Genomic DNA, 16,649 nt, shown 5'->3' with positions numbered 1-16,649 from the left:
CGCTCCTCAACGTGTTTTGCCGAACAGGCCGGCAGGGCGGATCAGCAGCACGATGACCATGATGACGAACACCACCGTGGTCGACGCCTCGGGGTAGAACACCTTGGTCATGCCTTCGACGACGCCGAGCCCGAGGCCGGTCACGATGGCGCCCAGGATCGAGCCCATGCCGCCGATCACGACGACCGCGAAGACGACGATGATCAGGTTCTGCCCCATCAGCGGGGTCACCTGCATGACCGGCGCGGCCAGCACGCCGGCAAAGGCGGCCAGCGCGACGCCGAAGCCATAGGTCAGCGTCACCATCAGCGGCACATTGATGCCGAAGGCCTCCACCAGCTTCGGGTTCTCGGTGCCGGCGCGCAGGTAGGCGCCCAGCTTGGTCTTCTCGATCACGTACCAGGTGGCGAAGCAGGCGGCCAGCGCCGCCACCACCACCCACGCACGATAGACCGGCAGCATCATGAAGCCCAGATCCATCGCCCCGGTGAGCTGGTCCGGCGCCGAGTACGGCTGGCCGGAAACACCGTAGACCGAGCGGAACACGCCTTCGATCACCAGCGTGATGCCCAGCGTCAGCAGCAGGCCGTACAGGTGGTCGAGCTTGTAGATCCACTGCAGCAGCGTGCGCTCGATGATCACGCCGAGCCCGCCGACCACCAGCGGCGACAGCAGCAGCATCACCCAGTAGTTCAGGCCCAGCGCGTCCATGCCCATCCAGGCCAGCAGCGCGCCCAGCATGAACAGCGCGCCGTGCGCGAAGTTGATGACGTTGAGCAGCCCGAAGATGACCGCCAGGCCCAGGCTCAACACCGCGTAGAACGAGCCGTTGACGAGACCCAGCAGCAGCTGGCTCAGCATCGCGGGCAAGGGAATACCGAAGATGTCCATTTGACGACCAGGTTCGCGCTGGCAAATGCACGCGGGAAGATCCCCGCGGCCGTTGCGGTTGGGCCTTCATACCGCTGCGCAGGTCTGCCCGCATGCACCGGACAAACCCAGCGGCCACTGCGGATCCGGCTTTGCCGGTCCGCTGGTGGCGCCCCTCGAGGGGCGGCCGAAGGCCGTAGGGGTGGTCTCTCTCTCTAGCCCTTCATCAGGGAACACTTGGACTCGGCCGGCGTCGTGAACGCCTGCTCGCCCGGCACGGTGGCCACCTTCTTCAGCAGGTCCCACGGGGCCTTGGACTCGCTCGGCGCCTTGGCCTGCATCAAATACATGTCGTGCACGTAGCGACCGTCCTTGCGGATGTAGCCCTTGGCATAGAAGTCGTCGAGCTTCGTCTTCTTGAGCTGCGCCATCACCTTGTCGGCGTCGTCGGTGCCGGCGGCCTGCACGGCCTTCAGGTAGGTGGTGATGGCCGAGTAGTCGGCGGCCTGCAGGCTGCTGGGCATCTTCTTGGTCTTGTCGAAGAAGCGCTGCGCGAACTTGCGGGTCTCGTCGTTGGTGTCCCAGTACCAGCTGTCGGTCATCAGCAGGCCCTGCGTGTTCTGCAGGCCCAGGCTGTGCACGTCGTTCAGGAACACCAGCAGGCCGGCCATCTTCATGCTCTTGTTGATGCCGAACTCGCGTGCGGCCTTCACCGCGTTGACGAAGTCGCCGCCGGCGTTCGCCAGGCCCAGGATCTGCGCCTTCGACGACTGCGCCTGCAGCAGGAAGGACGAGAAGTCCGACGCATTGAGCGGGTGGCGCACCGAGCCGACCACCGTGCCGCCCTTGGCCTTGACGACCGTGGCGGTGTCGTTCTCCAGCGAGTGGCCGAAGGCGTAATCGGCAGTCAGGAAGAACCAGCTCTTGCCGCCCTGCTCGAGGATGGCCGAGCCGGTCACCTTCGACAGCGCGACGGTGTCGTACGCGTAGTGCACCGTGTAGGGGGTGCAGTCCTCGTTGGTCAGGCGTGCCGAGCCGGCGCCGACGTTGAAGTACACGCGCTTCTTGCCGGAGGCCAGGCCGCTCACCGCCAGCGCGGTGCCCGAGTTGGTGCCGCCGAGGATCATGTCGACGTTGTCCTGGTCGAACCACTCGCGCGCCTTCGAGGCGGCAATGTCGGCCTTGTTCTGGTGGTCGGCCGAGACCAGCTCGATCGGCTTGCCCAGCACCTTGCCGCCGAAGTCCTCGATCGCCATGCGGATCGCCTCGACGCCGTTCTTGCCGTCGATGTCGGCGTACAGGCTCGACATGTCGGTGATGAAGCCGATCTTCACCGCGTCGTTCGACACCTGGGCCAGGGTCTGCGTGGCACCGAGGCCCAAGGCCAGGGCGGCGGCCGCGGCGGCCAGCGTGGTTTGTCTCATCGTGTGACTCCTCTGAGGTGGGGCGCTCGCCCCTTGGTTGAAATTCGCGTCAGACACCCAGCAGCTCATGGAGCACGGGCAGCTTTTCATGGAGTTGCGATGCGCCGAAGGACTCGACGATCTTTCCGTGCTCCATCACGTAGAGCCGGTCGGCCAGCGGCGCGGCGAAGCGGAAGTTCTGCTCCACCATCACCACCGTGTAGCCGCGGGCCTTGAGCGTGCGGATCATTCGCGCCAGCGCCTGCACGATGACCGGGGCCAGGCCTTCCGAGATCTCGTCGAGCAGCAGCACGTCGGCGCCGGTGCGCAGGATGCGCGCCACCGCCAGCATCTGCTGCTCGCCGCCGGACAGGCGCGTGCCCTGGCTGTGGCGGCGCTCGGCCAGGTTGGGGAACATCTCGTAGATCTCGTCCACGCCCATGCCGGCCCCGTTGCTGCGCAGCCTGGGCGGCAGCATCAGGTTCTCTTCGCACGACAGGCTGGCAAAGATGCCGCGCTCTTCGGGGCAGTAGCCGATGCCGTGGTGCGCGATGCGGTGCGTGCGCTGGCCCACCGTCTCGGTGCCGTGAATGCGGATGGAGCCGCGGCGCTCGCCGGTGAGGCCCATGATGGCTCGCAGGGTGGTCGTGCGTCCGGCGCCGTTGCGGCCGAGCAGCGTGACGACCTCGCCCTTGTTCACGGTGATGTCGACGCCGTGCAGGATGTGCGACTCGCCATACCAGGCGTGCAGGTCCCGAACTTCAATGGCAGCGGTCACACGCGCCTCCCCTTCCGATCAACTCAAGGCGCTGCGCAGCCAGCGGCGGCCAACCCGGCGCACACCGTGGAGCCGGCCTTGCCGGGCCGCTGGTGGCGCCCTCTCGAGGGGGAGCGTCGAAGGCGTTTCGGGGGTGGGCCATCAATGTGCTCCTGCCAGCTCGGTGTCGGCGCTGCCCATGTAGGCCTCGATCACCGCGGGGTTGCGCGACACCTCTTCATACGGCCCCTCGGCCAGGATGGCACCGCGCTGCAGCACGGTGATCCGGTCGGCGATCGACGAGACGACGTTCATGTTGTGCTCGACCATCAGGATGGTGCGGCCCGCACCGACCTTCTTGATCAACTGCGTCACGCGGTCGACGTCCTCGTGGCCCATGCCCTGGGTCGGTTCGTCGAGCAGCATCAGCTCGGGATCCATCGCGAGCGTGGTCGCGATCTCGAGCGCGCGCTTGCGGCCGTAGGGCAGGCTCACCGTCTCGGTGTGCGCGAAGTCGGCCAGGCCGACTTCGTCGAGCAGCTCCATCGCGCGCCCGTTCAGCGGCGCCAGCGTCGACTGGCTCTTCCAGAAATGCATGGCCGTGCCCAGCTTGCGCTGCAGGCCCACACGCACGTTCTCCAGCACCGTGAGGTGCGGGAACACCGCCGAGATCTGGAACGAACGGATGATGCCGCGCCGCGCGATGTGCGCCGGCGACTCGCGCGTGATGTCGCGGCCGTTGTAGACGATGCTGCCCGCGCTCGGCTCCAGGAACTTGGTCAGCAGGTTGAAGCAGGTCGTCTTGCCGGCGCCGTTGGGGCCGATCAGCGCGTGGATGGTGCCGCGCTGCACGGTGAGGTCGACGCCGCTGACCGCGGTGAAGCCCTTGAACTCCTTGGTCAGGCCGCGGACCTCGAGAATGGGGTTGGCGTGGTGGTTCATGTCTCCTGCGGATTCACTTCAGTAGTTTTCCGGTGCTGCCGATCACGGTGACCTCGACGTAACGCGAGCCGATGCGGTTGTTCTTCGAGAAGCCCACCGTCACACCGCCCAGGTCGTAGGCGTTCATGGATTCGAGCGCGCGGATCACCGCCGCACGCGTGGGCTTCGGCCCCGCTCGGCGCAGCGCCTCGACCAGCACCTTGGCGCCGAGGAACTCCTCGAAGTTCGTGTAGTTCACGTCCTCGCCCGGCGCGTACTGCTTCATCAGGCGATGGAATTCGCTCACTGCCGGCAGCAGGGGCTGGTAGGGGTAGGGCACGACCTGGCTGATGCCGAGCCCGCGTGCATGGTTCAGCCCGGCCAGGCGGACCAGTTCGGCCGGGTCGACCACCGAGATGTTGAACAGCTGCCCGCCGCCGCCCGCTTCGCGGTACTGCTTGACGAAGGCCGCGGCAGGCCGGTTGATCGCGACCATGATCACCGCCTGGGCCTGTGCGGCCATGATCTGCTTGACGGCCGCACCCACCTCGTCGGTGTTGCGCTCGTACGGCGCCGCCGCGGCCACTTCCAGCGCACGCCGGCCCATCGCCGCCTCCACGCCCGCCAGCCCGGCCTTGCCGAAGGCGTCGTCCTGGTAGAGCACGGCCACGCGGCGCACGCCCTGGGTGTAGAGCTGCTTGACCATGTGCTCCGCCTCGTCGGCATAGCCGGCACGCACATGGAAGATCCATGGGTTGTACGGGTTGCGCAGCGGCTCGCCGCCGGTATAGGGCGCCACCAGGGCGATGCCGGCTTCTTCCAGCACCTTGTCCTGCAGCAGCTTGCCGACGTTGGCAGTGCCGGCGAAACCGAACAGCGCCACCACGTCGGGATTGCCCACCATGTCGCGTGTCAGCCGCACCGTCTCGTCGACCTTGTAGCCATCGTCGACCACGACGGTGCGGATCTTCTCGCCATGCACGCCCCCTTGCGTATTGACCCAATCGAAGTACACCTTGCCGCCCAGCACCATGTGCTTGCCGGTGCTCGCGAGCACACCCGACAGCGGCGCGACCTGCCCGACCAGCACCTCGGCGCCAGCCAGGCCCGGCACCCACCACCACAAACTCACCGTCAACACGAGACGGAACGACCAGCGCGAGGACTTCATCAACAACTCCGCGGTATCGGCCGGGGACGCGGCCATGCGCCGACACGCCCGACTCAGCACGCTCCCATGTTTGTGTGTCTTGATTTCGGTTCAGCGGCGAGCCCCCACGGCCCGCAGCGCGGAACACCGAGCGCAAGGCCTGTGCCACGCTTTGGTGCATGCGCGCAAGTGCTTGTCGGCCAACGGGAAACGCTGGTGTCTCACGGGATTTCCCGCATGTCTCACCGCCTGGAAAGTGTCCGCCCGTGAGTCAGCGTTTTCCCGCGGTGCTGTCTCGACATCGGACAGCCGTTCAGCTGACGTTGAGCTGTGCGGTCGGCCGGTTCTCGCCTATGCTGGGCCTTGATTCCGATCAGGAGACCCACGATGGCCCATCGACTGCCCGGCAAGTTCGTCTGGTTCGAACACCTCTCGGCCGACCCCGCCAACGCACAACGCTTCTACGACGCGCTGTTCGGCTGGCGCTCCGCAGAGGTGGCGATGGGCGATGCGGCCTACCCGATGATTCACGCCGGCGAGCAGGGCATCGGCGGCTACCGCCAGATCGAGCCCGACGTGCCGAGCCTGTGGATGGGCTACATCAGCGTGGCCGACCTCGACGCGACCCATGCCGCGGCGGTCGCGGCCGGCGCTCGCTCGCTGCTGCCGCCGACCGAGTTCGGCCCGGCCGGCCGCGGGGCGGCAGTCACCGACCCGACCGGTGCCGTGGTGTCGATGTGGCAGGGCCACGACGACGACCCGGCCGACGTCGACCCGCCGCCGGCCGGCCACTGGTGCTGGGCCGAGCTGTGGACGCTGGACGAGGGGGCCGCGCTGGCGTTCTACGAGCAGGTGTTCGGCTACACCCGCGAAGCGATGAACATGGGCGAGCAGGGCACCTACTACCTGCTGAAGGCTGGCGGCGTCTCGCGCGCCGGCGTCTTCCGGGCCACCGACCCGGCGATGCCGACCATGTGGCTGCCCTACGTGGCCGTGGACGACTGCGACGCCAGCGCCGAGAAGGCGCGCTCGCTCGGCGCCACGGTGACGATGCCGCCGACCGACATCCCGAACGTCGGCCGCTTCGCGGTGCTGATCGACCCGCTCGGCGCCACCGTGGCGATGTTGCAGGACACGATGCAACGCTGAGCGTCCCCGCGGTTGAAGGGTCCACGGGCCGCGCGGGGCACGGGGCATGCGAGTTGCTGCTGCGATCCGGCCCTCGCCGACTCGCATGGCCCACTTGTTTCGCCCCACCCTGGTCCACGCGCCCTCCGCGCTGGGCTTGTCCGCGCGCGGCGTCGAGCACCTGCCGCAGGCGCTGCTCGACGCCGGCCTCGCCGAACGCCTGCACGCCTTGCCCGGCCCCCGCCTCGACCCCCCGCCGCATGGCACGCAGGTCGACGCCGGCAGCGGCGTGCTCAACGCCGCCGCCATCGCCAGCTTCTCGCTGGGGCTCGCGGATGCGGTGGGACAGGTGCTGGACGAGGGCGGCTTTCCGCTCGTGCTCGGCGGTGACTGCAGCATCGTGCTGGGCAACCTGCTCGCGTTGCGACGCCGCGGGCGCCCAGGACTGTTTTTCATCGACGCGCACTCGGATTTCTATCTTCCCGAGGTGCTGCCCGACGGCGAGGCCGCGTCGATGGACCTGGCCTTTGCGACCGGCCGCGGGCCGGCCGTCGTCGCAGCGCTCGAAGGCCGGCGCCCGCTGGTGCGAGACGAGGATGTGGTGGTCTACGGCCGCCGGGATGCACCGGAGGCCGACCGGTTCCACAGCCCGCGCATTGAGGACACCGCGATCCTGCAGATCGACCTGCAGGCCGTGCGCACCGAAGGCGCGGCGGCTTCGGCACACCGTGCGGTCGCCCGTCTGGAGGCGCAGCCGATCGACGGCTACTGGCTCCACCTCGACGCCGACGCGCTCGACGACGCCGTCATGCCGGCCGTCGACTACCGCCTGCCGGGCGGGCTGTCGTGGGACGAACTGGTGGCGGCGCTGCGCGTCGCGCTGCACCGCCCCAAGGCGCGTGGCATGCACGTCGGCATCTTCAATCCGGAACTCGACCGCGGCGGGGCCGTCGCACGCGCCATGGTCGATGCGCTCGGACGTGCTTTCGAGCCCTGACGGTTCGCGTCAGCCAGGGTCCGGCAACAAGGCGTCGAGCACCGCCGTCGCGGGCGGGTGGTAGGCCAGGCCGATGGAGCGTCGGTAGGGCTGCAACTCGGCCACATCCGTGCGCAGCACCACGCCCTCGCGTTGCACCGCCGCATGCAACGGCGCGATCGTCACACCGACGCCGGCCGACACCAGGCTGAGCGCCCACTCTTCGTCGGTGACCCGGGCGCGCACCTGCGGCAGCACTTCGCCGCGCCCCATCGCGGCCTGCCAGGCCGCATGCATCTCGCAATGCGTGCGTTCGATGAAGGCCACGCCATGCAGGTCGACCAGGCCGACCTGCTCCTGCACCGCGAGCGGATGGTCCTCGGGCACCGCCAGCACATAACTCTCTTCCCACAGCGGCACGAAACTCGTGCCGTCGGTCGCGCAGCGGCTGGACGTCAGCTCGACGTCGGCAGGCTCCTCGGGGCCGACGACCGACAGCTCGAGCCGCGGCATCTGCTGGCGCCACTGACGCAGCAGCCGTCGCGCCGATGCCGGATCCAGCGACGGCAACAGCCGCAAGGCCAGCCGCGGGTTGTCTGCCGTGTCCCGAAAGCTGGCCGCGATGGCCTGCGTGTCGGCCAGCAGCTTGCCGCCCAGGCGGTACAGGCGCTGTGCCGCCGGCGTGGGCGCGAGACCGCGCTGCTGGCGCAGGAACAGCCGCACGCCCAGCTCCTGCTCGAGCTGCGCGATGGCTGCCGACACCGCCGGCTGCGTGACATGGCACGCGCGCGCCGCGCCCACCGTGCTGCGTTCTTCGTAGGCGGCGCAGAAGTAGCGCAGGTTGCGCAGGCTCAGACTCATCGCGCGAAGGCCGGAAAGCGCGGCAGCCGGGCCGCCACCCGCTCGTCGTGCGCGGGCACCACCACCAGCTCGGGGAAGGCCCGCATCAACCGGTGCACATGGACGATGGCGGCGCGGTTGCGCGCCTCGTCGTGGTCGACGTTCGACAAGCGCCGCACCAGCCACGGCCGCTCGGCAGGAGCCGTGACCCCTTCCAGCGCCCAGGTCGTGTCACCGATGAAGAACAGCCGTTGGCCCGACGGCAGCGCCAGGAACAGGCCCACCTGGCCGGCCGTGTGGCCCTGCATCGGCACCAGCACCGCCGAGCCGTCGCCGAACAGGTCGAGGCTGGCCGGATAGCCCATGTACGCGGGGCCGTCGAACTCGAACAACCGCCAGCGGACGTCGCCGTCGAACTGGCTCGCGATGAAGCCCGGCGGTTGGCCGTGGCGCGCATGCTCCAGTTCCTCGGCGCCGACCCACACCTCGGCGTCCGGAAAGTCCTTCAGGCCGCTGACGTGGTCCCAATGCATGTGCGACGGGATGATGCGCCGGATCTCGCCGACCGGCACCCCATGTGCCGCCAGTTGGTCGGCCGCCGGCGCCAGCCCTTCATACGCGAAGAACTGGCGGTGGAAGGCCGAGTTCACCGCGAACTGCTCGGCGACCCGGCGGCCCAGCCCCGTGTCGAACAGGAAGCTGCCCTGCGGGTGACGCACCAGCACGGCCGCGTGCAGCGGCCGGCGTTCGGTGCCCCAGCGTCCGCCGGCCACCACCAGCGCTTCGGGCGTGGCCTGGGTGGTCGACGTGTGGATCAGCGAGTACGCCAGCGCCTGCGGCGGCCGCGCGTCGGGCCACCCGCCCGGCAAGGGGGGCGCGGCGTAGGCCGGCTCGTCGAGCGGCCCCTCCAGCACCGGCATCAGCGCCAGCGCCGCCACCAGCACCGTCACCGTCCCGGCAAGCACCGCGGCACCGCGTACCAGCCACTTCTTCATCGCCGTCTCCTCTCGCAGGTCTGTTGGGGGTCAGACCCGGATGCTAGGGACGGCGCACGAATAAAGGAAATCGTTTCTTCTGCTGTCTTCAAACGAATTTATTGATAGCAGGCCATTCACTCGACCACCTGCACCCCGTTCCAGAACGCCACGCGGCCCTTGATCTGTGCCGCGGCCTCCTTCGGCTCCGCGTAGTACCAGACCGCGTCCGGGTTGGCGTTGCCGTCGACCAGCAGGTTGTAGTACTGCGCCGTGCCCTTCCACGAACACGTCGTCCGGGTGTTGCTGGGCATCAGGTAGTCGCGTTTCACCGACGACTCGGGGAAGTAGTGGTTGCCTTCGACGACGACGGTGTCGTCGCTCTCGGCGATCACGGTGTCATTCCAGATGGCTTTCATGGCGGGGGACTCCTGGGTGGGCTGGGGCAGCGACAATATCGGGTTCGCCTCGCGATGCGCGGGGCACGGCGGCAGCGGATGCCGCCGCCAGGAGCGCAGTGTGGCCTACCAGATCAAGGAAATCTTCTACACCCTGCAAGGCGAAGGTGCCAATGCCGGGCGCCCGGCCGTGTTCTGTCGTTTTGCAGGCTGCAACCTGTGGAGCGGGCGCGAGGCCGACCGCGAGCGGGCCGTGTGCCGCTTCTGCGATACCGATTTCGTCGGCACCGACGGCACGCTCGGCGGCCGCTATGCCGACGCCGCGCAACTGGCCGACAGGATTGCCGCGCAATGGCCCGCCGGCCGGCCGGGGCGCCCGCTGACCGTGCTGACCGGCGGCGAACCGCTGCTGCAGGTCGACGACGCCCTCGTCGACGCGCTGCACGGGCGGGGCTTCGAGATCGCCGTCGAGACCAACGGCACCCTTGCCGCGCCGGCCGGCATCGACTGGATCTGCGTCAGCCCCAAGGCCGGTGCACCGCTGCAGCAGACGCGCGGCCAGGAACTCAAGGTCGTGGTGCCGCAGGAAGGCCTGGACCTCGACGCGCTGGCCACGCTGGATTTCGCCCATCACTTCCTGCAGCCCATGGACGGCCCCGATGCCAAGCGCAACACGCAATGGGCCATCGACCGCTGCCTGCACGACCCACGCTGGCGCCTGAGCGTGCAGACGCACAAGGTGCTCGACATCCGATGACCATGCAGCAGTACGAACTGACCCAGCGCTTCTATTTCGAGGCCGCCCACACCCTGCAACGCACGGTCGACGCCGCGCCCAGCCGGCGCGTGCACGGCCACACCTACCTGGCCGAAGTGGCCGTGCGCGGCCAACCCGACCCGGCCACCGGCATGGTGATGGACCTGGGCTACCTGCGCCGCGCGCTCGAGCCGCTGCGCGACGCGCTCGACCACCACCTGCTCGACGAAGTGCCGGGCCTGGAACGGCCGACGCTCGAAGGCCTGTGCACCTACATCGCACAGCGCCTGTCGACCACCGTGCCGCGGCTGGCGTGGGTCAAGGTGTGGCGCGAGGCCTCGGGCGACAGCTGCACGCTGACGCTGTCCCCGCGCCCCTGAAGGACACGCCGGCCAGCGGCCGACGGCGGCCCGCTAACGCCGCTTCACGTGCTCGCGGTTGAAGCCGCGCGTCGGCGGGATCGTGCTCGGCACCCCCTCGGAGCCGTCGCTGCACGGCGCCTGCCATTCGCGCAGCAGCGCCTCCAGGTCGGTGTTGCCGTAGCGCGAGGCCAGATCGATCAGGGCGAAGACGTTGTCGTCGTTCACCCGTTCATGCCCTAGTCCTTTTTTCAACAGTTGGTAGATTTCCTGCAGTTCTTCGGGGGATCCCGCGTTGGCGGCATTGGGCATCTGGCTTCCTCGTGTCGAACGGACTTGGGCTCAGGCAGGCAACACGCATGCCGGTGCAGCGACGAACGGTGCGCGGCTGCGCACCACGCGCCGAAGAGAAGAAACGGGAAAAGGCAGGGTGGGTGCTCAGTGGCGCTGCAGTTGCACGCCCGTGCCCGCCACCCGCATCGAGCCGTCGCGCGACACTTCGATGCGCTGCCCGTCGTCGAGACGGTATTCGGCCAGGCCGGTCGGCTCCCAGTGTTCGTCGGCCCCCATCAGCGACTCATCGCGCACCAGGTGCTCGTACCCGCACACCTTGTAGATCGCGCCGTCACTGCCCTTGGCCGTGAAGGATTCGAGGAGATGCAGCTTCTTGTCCATGAAGTCCTCCGGTCGGAATGCAACAACAACAAACGTGCACACGCGGGGCGTGCGCGGACCGGGTCATTCTGCGGTGCGCCGGCAGCGCTCGTGGCCGCCACCCCTGATGACGGCGTGGGCATGGCCCAGTGCCCCGCGGCATACCTGTAGCACGTCGGCCTATCGAGAGGCCTTTGCCCCTTGTTGCCACCGATGATGCCCCGCCTTCAGCAGGTACCGGCCGGCTTGTTCGTCCCATTGCCAGGCGGCAACTGTCTTTCTCGGTTTTGCGACCGACACGAGCTTCACTTGCGGCCACCCGGCTGTTGGCTTGCCACCAGCGACGAGTTCCCACTCTTCCAGATATTCGTGATGCATCTGCGAGCCGTCGGGACGCTGGTTCCCCGCCATGCTGACGGAGCGGCGCGTCAACCCGCAGGCGAGCAACTCCAGCCGGCCTTCGTGCGGCCACAGCCATGCAGTTGCCTGGTGACCGCTGCCGCCTCCCGAGAATCCCTCGAACCGATGCAGTTCGACCTCCAACGCCCTGCGGCCACCAACGTTGCGCCACATCGGCGACCGGCCCACTTGGTCATATTCGACTGCATAGCCGTCGTTCACTTCATCATCCTGAGGTGGAACGACACATTCATCGATGATGTCCTGCACATCGACCTTGGCCAGTACTGTGACTCGGACCCGTGCCGTGGTGTCCCCCTCGGCCGGCAGAGAGATGCGCAACAGGGCAACTCGCAGTTGTGCTTGATCATTGGCATTCGGTAGATTGCGCAACGCACTGCTTCGCACCCCAGGTTGCGCGATCAGCAACCATTCGTCCGCGCGTTTGCCCGAAAGATGCGACAACTCGGCCAGATGCCCACCTCGCCAGAGCTGCCACGCCAAAAGATCGGGTGGTACATGCAGTGAGGCTCTTTGTATCAAGTGTTCTGCGTGCTCTTTCCGACGTTCCACCGGACGCGGTTCTGCCCGGTCCGCGTCAGCCCCAGCCAGGACAAGGTCCCAGGGGATTTCCGTTTCTGCTGTATCGAGCAGCTCCTGCGATTCATCCCCCCCTCGCTGCAGGAGAAGAAGCGCTGTTAGCAAACCGTCTGTCCGGCCGGTGCGAAGGTGGCTGCGAGCCAGCATGATCCGAGCTGTTTCTTGCGCAGCCGTGTCTTCCTTGCTTCGATACCCCGGGGCGCCAAGCGTTCTCCAGAGTGCCCGTTCCGCAGCGTGCACGTCCTGACGCTCTAGCAGCCACTGCGCCAGCCGCAAAGTGCCTGCTGGGCCTCCATTGTCGAGTAGAAGTTGAATCGTCTCTGTGCTATCCCATGTGCCGGCCAGCATCAACTCGGCCGCCTCTCGGTGCGCCCCGGCCTTCAGGTAGAGGACGACTGCCTTCTCGACATCCTGATGTACACCATCCCCCTTGGCATAGAGCACGGCCAATTCCTTGAAGGCGTTTTGGCGGACGGTGATCAGTTCATGCCCTTTCAGCTCGCTCGTGGCAACAAGCCAGGGCAACGCTTGCGCAACCTTCCCCATACGGACCAGGCAAGTTCCCATACTCGAGACTTCAAACGAATGATCTTGTGCTTTCGACACCGAAGCTCCCCGCTTTTGCAGGATGGGCAACGCCAGATCGCACCGGTTCTCAGAATAGATCCATCGGATGAGTTTCTGATTCTCCTCATATTTGTCAGATCGAACCGCTGAACCAGTGGATGGGAGTACGGCCGCATATAAGACCAACGAAAACCAAAATGTCGTCCATCGTTTCATGTAAAAGTGCCACTGTCGCGATCGATCGATGGGAGACAAACGACGAAGCATCCTCAATTCCTGATTTGAGGCTCCTGCGCAGGGCCACTTGGCAAGCTGCTCGCGTCGTTACGCTTCGGCAAGAACTCGATGCTGCGGAGAATGTCTAAGGTGTATCTTGTCATTTCTTTTTCCTCCCCACTCGTCAAATATCCCATATCGCCCGCACCGCAAAGAGCTACTCCTTCTCGGAAAAGGCAGTACTGCAAACGGCGCACGCGACTTCGCTCATCTCCCGTCCAACTATCTTCGGTGTACGCGAAGCCACGAGCATTTACATTATTCAGTGGATAAGTACGAATTGAGGCGGTGATCGACTTCAATTGCTCAGGTCGGAGCTCCCCGCCCGACGCCCATCTTTTCAATGCCACGCTTATATCGCGCACCCATTCGTTTCTGCTTGCATCAAAGCGAACAGGGGCATCGCCCAGCACTTCCGCCGAAGCTGCATCGTAGCAGGCCGACTGGAATGGCAGCTTGCCCTTGCGGTAGTACGTCTCGTCATCTAGGTATCCGAAATACTTATCGGTGTATCGAAAATCACAGGGCACAGAATGCTTCACTCCAATCTCAGAATAATCTTTGAGATGCAACTCGCGCACTCGACTCTCGGGTGCCGTGCCTGATTCGCGGAGAGGGGCCGGAGGCAGTCCGCCGGCGCCGATAGCAGCACCGATTGAAATCCAGCAGAGGGGAACGACACCAAAAAGCAGATGATTGATTCTGATCATGATCATGGGCGACGAACGCTGTAGCCTTCGGGATACCAAAGCACTTGCCGACCTCGCGCATCAGGCAACTGCAGGTCAGTGAGTACAGCAAGAGCAACACCGTACGCACAACACCGAGAGTCAAAGCCATTGAGCGCTCTGCTGTAGGTGTTGTGAAGCGAGCCAGGAAGGTTTACGGCCGCGCTGGCGCGCCAGAATGCGGGACTGCGATAGTAGACCTTCTGCCCTTGATCGGTTGCAATCGCGACTCTTTCGATCACATGAGGTTCATCCGCATAGCGGGCCATCCGCAAGGACACCCAGTAGAAGCCGGCGGTGTCGGCTGGCGCAAGCAGCTGCTCGGCGGTGGGGTTAGGTGCCCTGGAGCCCAATACATCGTCACGCCAAATAACCATCTGCTGCGTAAGAGCAGGGAAATGAGTGTCCTGCAGAGTCCCGTTGGACCTTGCTGAGCGGGGTCGGGTGTTCTCAATAGCGCTATAAGCACGCTGCAGCGCAACCTGCAGCGTGCTAGGAACAGCACGTCCGCGCCAATCCCAATAGCCACAGTAGTTCATCGGATTGGTGAGCTGGAGGAACCCTCTTCCAAACCAGGGCGCGTACCATAGACTACTGCCACTTCCCTCCTGCAGAGCGCTGATCCAACTCGTTTCTTGAATCGAATTGCCGAAAAAGCAAGCTTGCCGCTTTCCTGTCGTGACACCGTACTTTCGCATCATCCTGTTCAATGGGATGAGATAGCGGACTGGGACGCTGCTAACGCCCGTGCCCATAGCAGCCACCGGCTCCCAATACACCATTGGACGACCGTTTCGTGAGCCAGTCCGAACGGCGTGTGTGGGCTGCAGTTGCCGAAACTCGTGGCGCGCAAGCCAAGCACACCGCCTGAAATGCCTGATGAACCACAGAGGATGGAAATGCCAGACAGAGCGGTCGGATATACCCGTCTGCGGCCAAAACGCGAGCTTGGAAACGTGATCCTGAAATGCGCTCCAGCTGGCCTCGCTCTGCAGCGGCTGACCGGGTTCGCGCAGCCGGGCGTATCGAGTCGCAAGGTCAGAGTCGTCCCACTCGGTCGGCGCCTTGCACACTAGATGCTGCAGCTTGCGCGCAGCGGTCTCGCTGGCCTGCGCCGCCTGAACCAAGTCGAGCGTGCGCCTGTCGTCGCACAGCCCGTCGGCCGCGTGGGCGGTCTGGCCCTCGTCGCGCTTTTCCCAACCCAGCCAATGCGGAAAGTCCGCGTCGCTGAGCTTGGCGATATCGGCGGCGGCTAGGTCGATGTAGCCCACCGCTGCCTCGCTGTAGCGGACCAGTTGCCAGTTGGCATTGTTCGTGGTGGTGTCGGTGCCCAGCATGCGGCCGAAGCGCAGCCATTCGAAACCGGCGCTGGGGCAGTCGGGGTAGAGCGCGGTGGCCAGCCGGTACAGCTCGTACTCGTAGTCGTCCTGCACCACCGGGGCCCCGACCTGCTCGTACAAGCCCTGTGCTCCTGCCCGATAGGTGGTGGCAATGCGCCGACCGTGTTGCAGTTTGACGCTCACGTACAAGCGCTCGGCGTTCTGTCCCGTCTGACCGAGCGGCAACGCATAGCGCTCGGTTCTACTGAACGAGATCCCATGGGCGCCACTGACGCCACCGTTGTGGTGACGCTCCTGGAACTGCTGTCGCTCGGGAATCACGAAGTGCGCATCCCCGAACCAGTCATTGCCGCCGGTCCCCTGCGTCACCCGCGTGCTGTCACGCCAGACGCGGTTGAAGTCGGCGTCCAGCATGAAGACCTCGAAGTGCATTGCTTCGACACCATACAGCTGCCCGGCGTAGCCGAGCACGTCCTTGCGCCACACGCGCAGGTCTTGGGGGCGCTGCACGCCGGGGCCGGGCGGGGCACGCCGCAGCCACTCGGGCAGCTGGCGGAAGCGGTCGGGTGCCAGGGCCGCCCGATGGGCCAGGTGCATGTACAACGAATAGAACACCACGGTGGTGTTCTCGCCGGTTTGTGTTTCGTGGCGCAGCAGCACGAAACTGGTGTCGTAGTCGCCCTGGCCTGCGTAGGTTTCATGCGCTGCGGCGAATCGATAAGCGACGACGGTGCCGTCTGCGATGGCGCGGATGGGCTCGCGGCCGCCGAAGAGATGCACGCCGCCGTGCCAGCGGTGCATCGGGCCTTGAGCGGTGTTGAGGGTGGACACCGGGTAGCGGCCCTCATGCGCAATCAAGTGGCTTTCGGTGAAGTTGCCGAGGTAGATGTCTTCGTCGTCGTGGACGGCGGCGGCCGAGAGGATGGGGTAGCTGATCAGCATGGGCGTAAGCGGCTAGACGGAGAACGGGAAGGAGCCGTCGAGCTCGAATTCCCCACGCGGAAGGTTCGGCATCGGGTAGGACGCGCTGCCCGGCCCGGTAAAACTCTTCTTGCCGGCCTGCACGGTGATCTTGCCGGGGCACTGGGTGACGATGCCGCCGGCGTCGAGGGTGAGGCTGGCGCCGCCTGCCGTGCTGAGCACGATGCGCTGGGCCGCGGCCCAGTCGATGTGCGCGGCCTTGCTTTTCACGTCGACCAGTTGCTTGGCCGCCAGTTGCATCGGCCCGGCCTGCGCCTGCACGTCGACGTCGCCTTGTGCGGCGATCACCGTCAGTCCGGTGCCTGCCGCCTCGCTGCCCGGCCCGATGGCCCCGGCCAGCACGCCGATGGCCTGGCCGGTGTGCAGCCGGGCCTGCCCGCCGATGGCCTGGTGCAGGTCCTGCCCGGCCGCGGTGTGCACGATCTCGCCGGCGGCCACGTGGAGGTCCTGCCCCGCGGTGAGCGCGAAGCCGGCCTTGGCGCTGATCGCGATCACCGGGTCGGTGGTGTGCGGCAGCTTGTCGTCTTGCGCGGCGGTGTGCTTTTGGGCCGCATCGGCCTGGGCGGGCTCG

18 protein-coding genes are annotated in these 16,649 nt (G+C 66.4%); 4 read left to right on the top strand and 14 right to left on the bottom strand.

The window, feature by feature from the left end:
- Nucleotides 1-6 precede the first annotated feature (6 nt).
- The 5 genes from M8A51_RS05125 to M8A51_RS05105 form a co-directional block, all read right to left on the bottom strand.
- Nucleotides 7-891, bottom strand: coding sequence for a branched-chain amino acid ABC transporter permease (locus M8A51_RS05125; RefSeq protein ID WP_251777081.1), 885 nt, complete (start codon nt 889-891; stop codon nt 7-9).
- A gap of 194 nt (nt 892-1,085) precedes the next feature.
- A complete protein-coding gene (locus M8A51_RS05120; protein WP_251777079.1) occupies nt 1,086-2,294 on the bottom strand; it encodes an ABC transporter substrate-binding protein in 1,209 nt (402 codons plus the stop codon).
- 49 nt (nt 2,295-2,343) lie between these two features.
- On the bottom strand, nt 2,344-3,051 hold the full coding sequence (locus tag M8A51_RS05115; protein WP_251777077.1) for an ABC transporter ATP-binding protein: 708 nt from the start codon (nt 3,049-3,051) through the stop codon (nt 2,344-2,346).
- 141 nt (nt 3,052-3,192) lie between these two features.
- The gene (locus M8A51_RS05110) at nt 3,193-3,972 is read right to left on the bottom strand and encodes an ABC transporter ATP-binding protein (RefSeq protein ID WP_251777074.1); all 780 of its coding nucleotides are present in this window, start codon (nt 3,970-3,972) and stop codon (nt 3,193-3,195) included.
- A gap of 13 nt (nt 3,973-3,985) precedes the next feature.
- Complete coding sequence (locus M8A51_RS05105; RefSeq protein ID WP_251777073.1) at nt 3,986-5,122, bottom strand: ABC transporter substrate-binding protein; 1,137 nt, start codon at nt 5,120-5,122, stop codon at nt 3,986-3,988.
- A gap of 366 nt (nt 5,123-5,488) precedes the next feature.
- Between M8A51_RS05105 and M8A51_RS05100 the strand changes: the two genes are divergently transcribed.
- A complete protein-coding gene (locus M8A51_RS05100; protein WP_251777071.1) occupies nt 5,489-6,250 on the top strand; it encodes a VOC family protein in 762 nt (253 codons plus the stop codon).
- Between the two features lie 85 nt (nt 6,251-6,335).
- Nucleotides 6,336-7,226, top strand: coding sequence for an arginase family protein (locus tag M8A51_RS05095; protein ID WP_251777069.1), 891 nt, complete (start codon nt 6,336-6,338; stop codon nt 7,224-7,226).
- 9 nt (nt 7,227-7,235) lie between these two features.
- Here the strand turns inward: M8A51_RS05095 and M8A51_RS05090 are convergent, their stop codons facing one another.
- The 3 genes from M8A51_RS05090 to M8A51_RS05080 all read right to left on the bottom strand — a co-directional run bounded on the left by M8A51_RS05090 (nt 7,236) and on the right by M8A51_RS05080 (nt 9,438).
- On the bottom strand, nt 7,236-8,066 hold the full coding sequence (locus M8A51_RS05090) for a LysR family transcriptional regulator (RefSeq protein ID WP_251777068.1): 831 nt from the start codon (nt 8,064-8,066) through the stop codon (nt 7,236-7,238).
- Nucleotides 8,063-9,040 carry an MBL fold metallo-hydrolase gene (locus M8A51_RS05085; protein ID WP_251777066.1) on the bottom strand — a complete coding sequence of 326 codons (978 nt, stop codon included), beginning with the start codon at nt 9,038-9,040 and terminating at the stop codon, nt 8,063-8,065. The genes M8A51_RS05090 and M8A51_RS05085 overlap by 4 nt, the downstream gene beginning before the upstream one ends.
- Before the next feature lie 116 nt (nt 9,041-9,156).
- The gene (locus M8A51_RS05080) at nt 9,157-9,438 is read right to left on the bottom strand and encodes a DUF427 domain-containing protein (RefSeq protein WP_251777065.1); all 282 of its coding nucleotides are present in this window, start codon (nt 9,436-9,438) and stop codon (nt 9,157-9,159) included.
- A 100-nt stretch (nt 9,439-9,538) separates the two neighbouring features.
- On the opposite strand from M8A51_RS05080, the gene queE reads away from it, so the two are divergent.
- On the top strand, nt 9,539-10,174 hold the full coding sequence (gene queE / locus M8A51_RS05075; RefSeq protein ID WP_251777063.1) for a 7-carboxy-7-deazaguanine synthase: 636 nt from the start codon (nt 9,539-9,541) through the stop codon (nt 10,172-10,174).
- Entirely contained in the window at nt 10,171-10,554 is a 384-nt protein-coding gene (locus M8A51_RS05070) for a 6-pyruvoyl trahydropterin synthase family protein (RefSeq protein ID WP_251777062.1), read from the top strand. Before queE ends, M8A51_RS05070 begins: the two co-directional genes overlap by 4 nt.
- A gap of 33 nt (nt 10,555-10,587) precedes the next feature.
- Here the strand turns inward: M8A51_RS05070 and M8A51_RS05065 are convergent, their stop codons facing one another.
- The 6 genes from M8A51_RS05065 to M8A51_RS05040 all read right to left on the bottom strand — a co-directional run.
- Nucleotides 10,588-10,845 (bottom strand): hypothetical protein, encoded by a 258-nt coding sequence (locus M8A51_RS05065; RefSeq protein WP_251777060.1) that lies wholly within the window; start codon nt 10,843-10,845, stop codon nt 10,588-10,590.
- Nucleotides 10,846-10,971: 126 nt separating this feature from the next.
- Nucleotides 10,972-11,208 carry a hypothetical protein gene (locus tag M8A51_RS05060; RefSeq protein WP_251777059.1) on the bottom strand — a complete coding sequence of 79 codons (237 nt, stop codon included), beginning with the start codon at nt 11,206-11,208 and terminating at the stop codon, nt 10,972-10,974.
- 159 nt (nt 11,209-11,367) lie between these two features.
- Nucleotides 11,368-12,969 (bottom strand): SEL1-like repeat protein, encoded by a 1,602-nt coding sequence (locus M8A51_RS05055; RefSeq protein WP_251777058.1) that lies wholly within the window; start codon nt 12,967-12,969, stop codon nt 11,368-11,370.
- 53 nt (nt 12,970-13,022) lie between these two features.
- A complete protein-coding gene (locus M8A51_RS05050; RefSeq protein WP_251777056.1) occupies nt 13,023-13,745 on the bottom strand; it encodes a hypothetical protein in 723 nt (240 codons plus the stop codon).
- On the bottom strand, nt 13,742-16,039 hold the full coding sequence (locus M8A51_RS05045; protein WP_251777055.1) for a M23 family metallopeptidase: 2,298 nt from the start codon (nt 16,037-16,039) through the stop codon (nt 13,742-13,744). The genes M8A51_RS05050 and M8A51_RS05045 overlap by 4 nt, the downstream gene beginning before the upstream one ends.
- 12 nt (nt 16,040-16,051) lie before the next feature.
- Nucleotides 16,052-16,649, bottom strand: a 598-nt coding sequence (locus M8A51_RS05040) for a DUF2345 domain-containing protein (protein ID WP_251777053.1), incomplete at its 5' end; no start/stop codon positions are given.

Origin of the sequence: Caldimonas mangrovi (assembly GCF_023721835.1) — a bacterium.
GTDB lineage: Bacteria > Pseudomonadota > Gammaproteobacteria > Burkholderiales > Burkholderiaceae_C > Caldimonas > Caldimonas mangrovi.
This window is presented reverse-complemented; position numbering and strand designations above follow the sequence as displayed.

Coding starts and splice junctions, on each gene's coding strand:
- M8A51_RS05080 (WP_251777065.1), bottom strand. CDS start 9,438: ATGAAAGCCATCTGGAATGACACCGTGATCGCCGAGAGCGACGACACC.
- M8A51_RS05105 (WP_251777073.1), bottom strand. CDS start 5,122: ATGAAGTCCTCGCGCTGGTCGTTCCGTCTCGTGTTGACGGTGAGTTTG.
- M8A51_RS05045 (WP_251777055.1), bottom strand. CDS start 16,039: ATGCTGATCAGCTACCCCATCCTCTCGGCCGCCGCCGTCCACGACGAC.
- M8A51_RS05060 (WP_251777059.1), bottom strand. CDS start 11,208: ATGGACAAGAAGCTGCATCTCCTCGAATCCTTCACGGCCAAGGGCAGT.
- M8A51_RS05050 (WP_251777056.1), bottom strand. CDS start 13,745: ATGATCATGATCAGAATCAATCATCTGCTTTTTGGTGTCGTTCCCCTC.
- M8A51_RS05055 (WP_251777058.1), bottom strand. CDS start 12,969: ATGAAACGATGGACGACATTTTGGTTTTCGTTGGTCTTATATGCGGCC.
- M8A51_RS05085 (WP_251777066.1), bottom strand. CDS start 9,040: ATGAAGAAGTGGCTGGTACGCGGTGCCGCGGTGCTTGCCGGGACGGTG.
- M8A51_RS05125 (WP_251777081.1), bottom strand. CDS start 891: ATGGACATCTTCGGTATTCCCTTGCCCGCGATGCTGAGCCAGCTGCTG.
- M8A51_RS05095 (WP_251777069.1), top strand. CDS start 6,336: ATGGCCCACTTGTTTCGCCCCACCCTGGTCCACGCGCCCTCCGCGCTG.
- M8A51_RS05100 (WP_251777071.1), top strand. CDS start 5,489: ATGGCCCATCGACTGCCCGGCAAGTTCGTCTGGTTCGAACACCTCTCG.
- M8A51_RS05070 (WP_251777062.1), top strand. CDS start 10,171: ATGACCATGCAGCAGTACGAACTGACCCAGCGCTTCTATTTCGAGGCC.
- M8A51_RS05090 (WP_251777068.1), bottom strand. CDS start 8,066: ATGAGTCTGAGCCTGCGCAACCTGCGCTACTTCTGCGCCGCCTACGAA.
- M8A51_RS05110 (WP_251777074.1), bottom strand. CDS start 3,972: ATGAACCACCACGCCAACCCCATTCTCGAGGTCCGCGGCCTGACCAAG.
- M8A51_RS05120 (WP_251777079.1), bottom strand. CDS start 2,294: ATGAGACAAACCACGCTGGCCGCCGCGGCCGCCGCCCTGGCCTTGGGC.
- M8A51_RS05065 (WP_251777060.1), bottom strand. CDS start 10,845: ATGCCCAATGCCGCCAACGCGGGATCCCCCGAAGAACTGCAGGAAATC.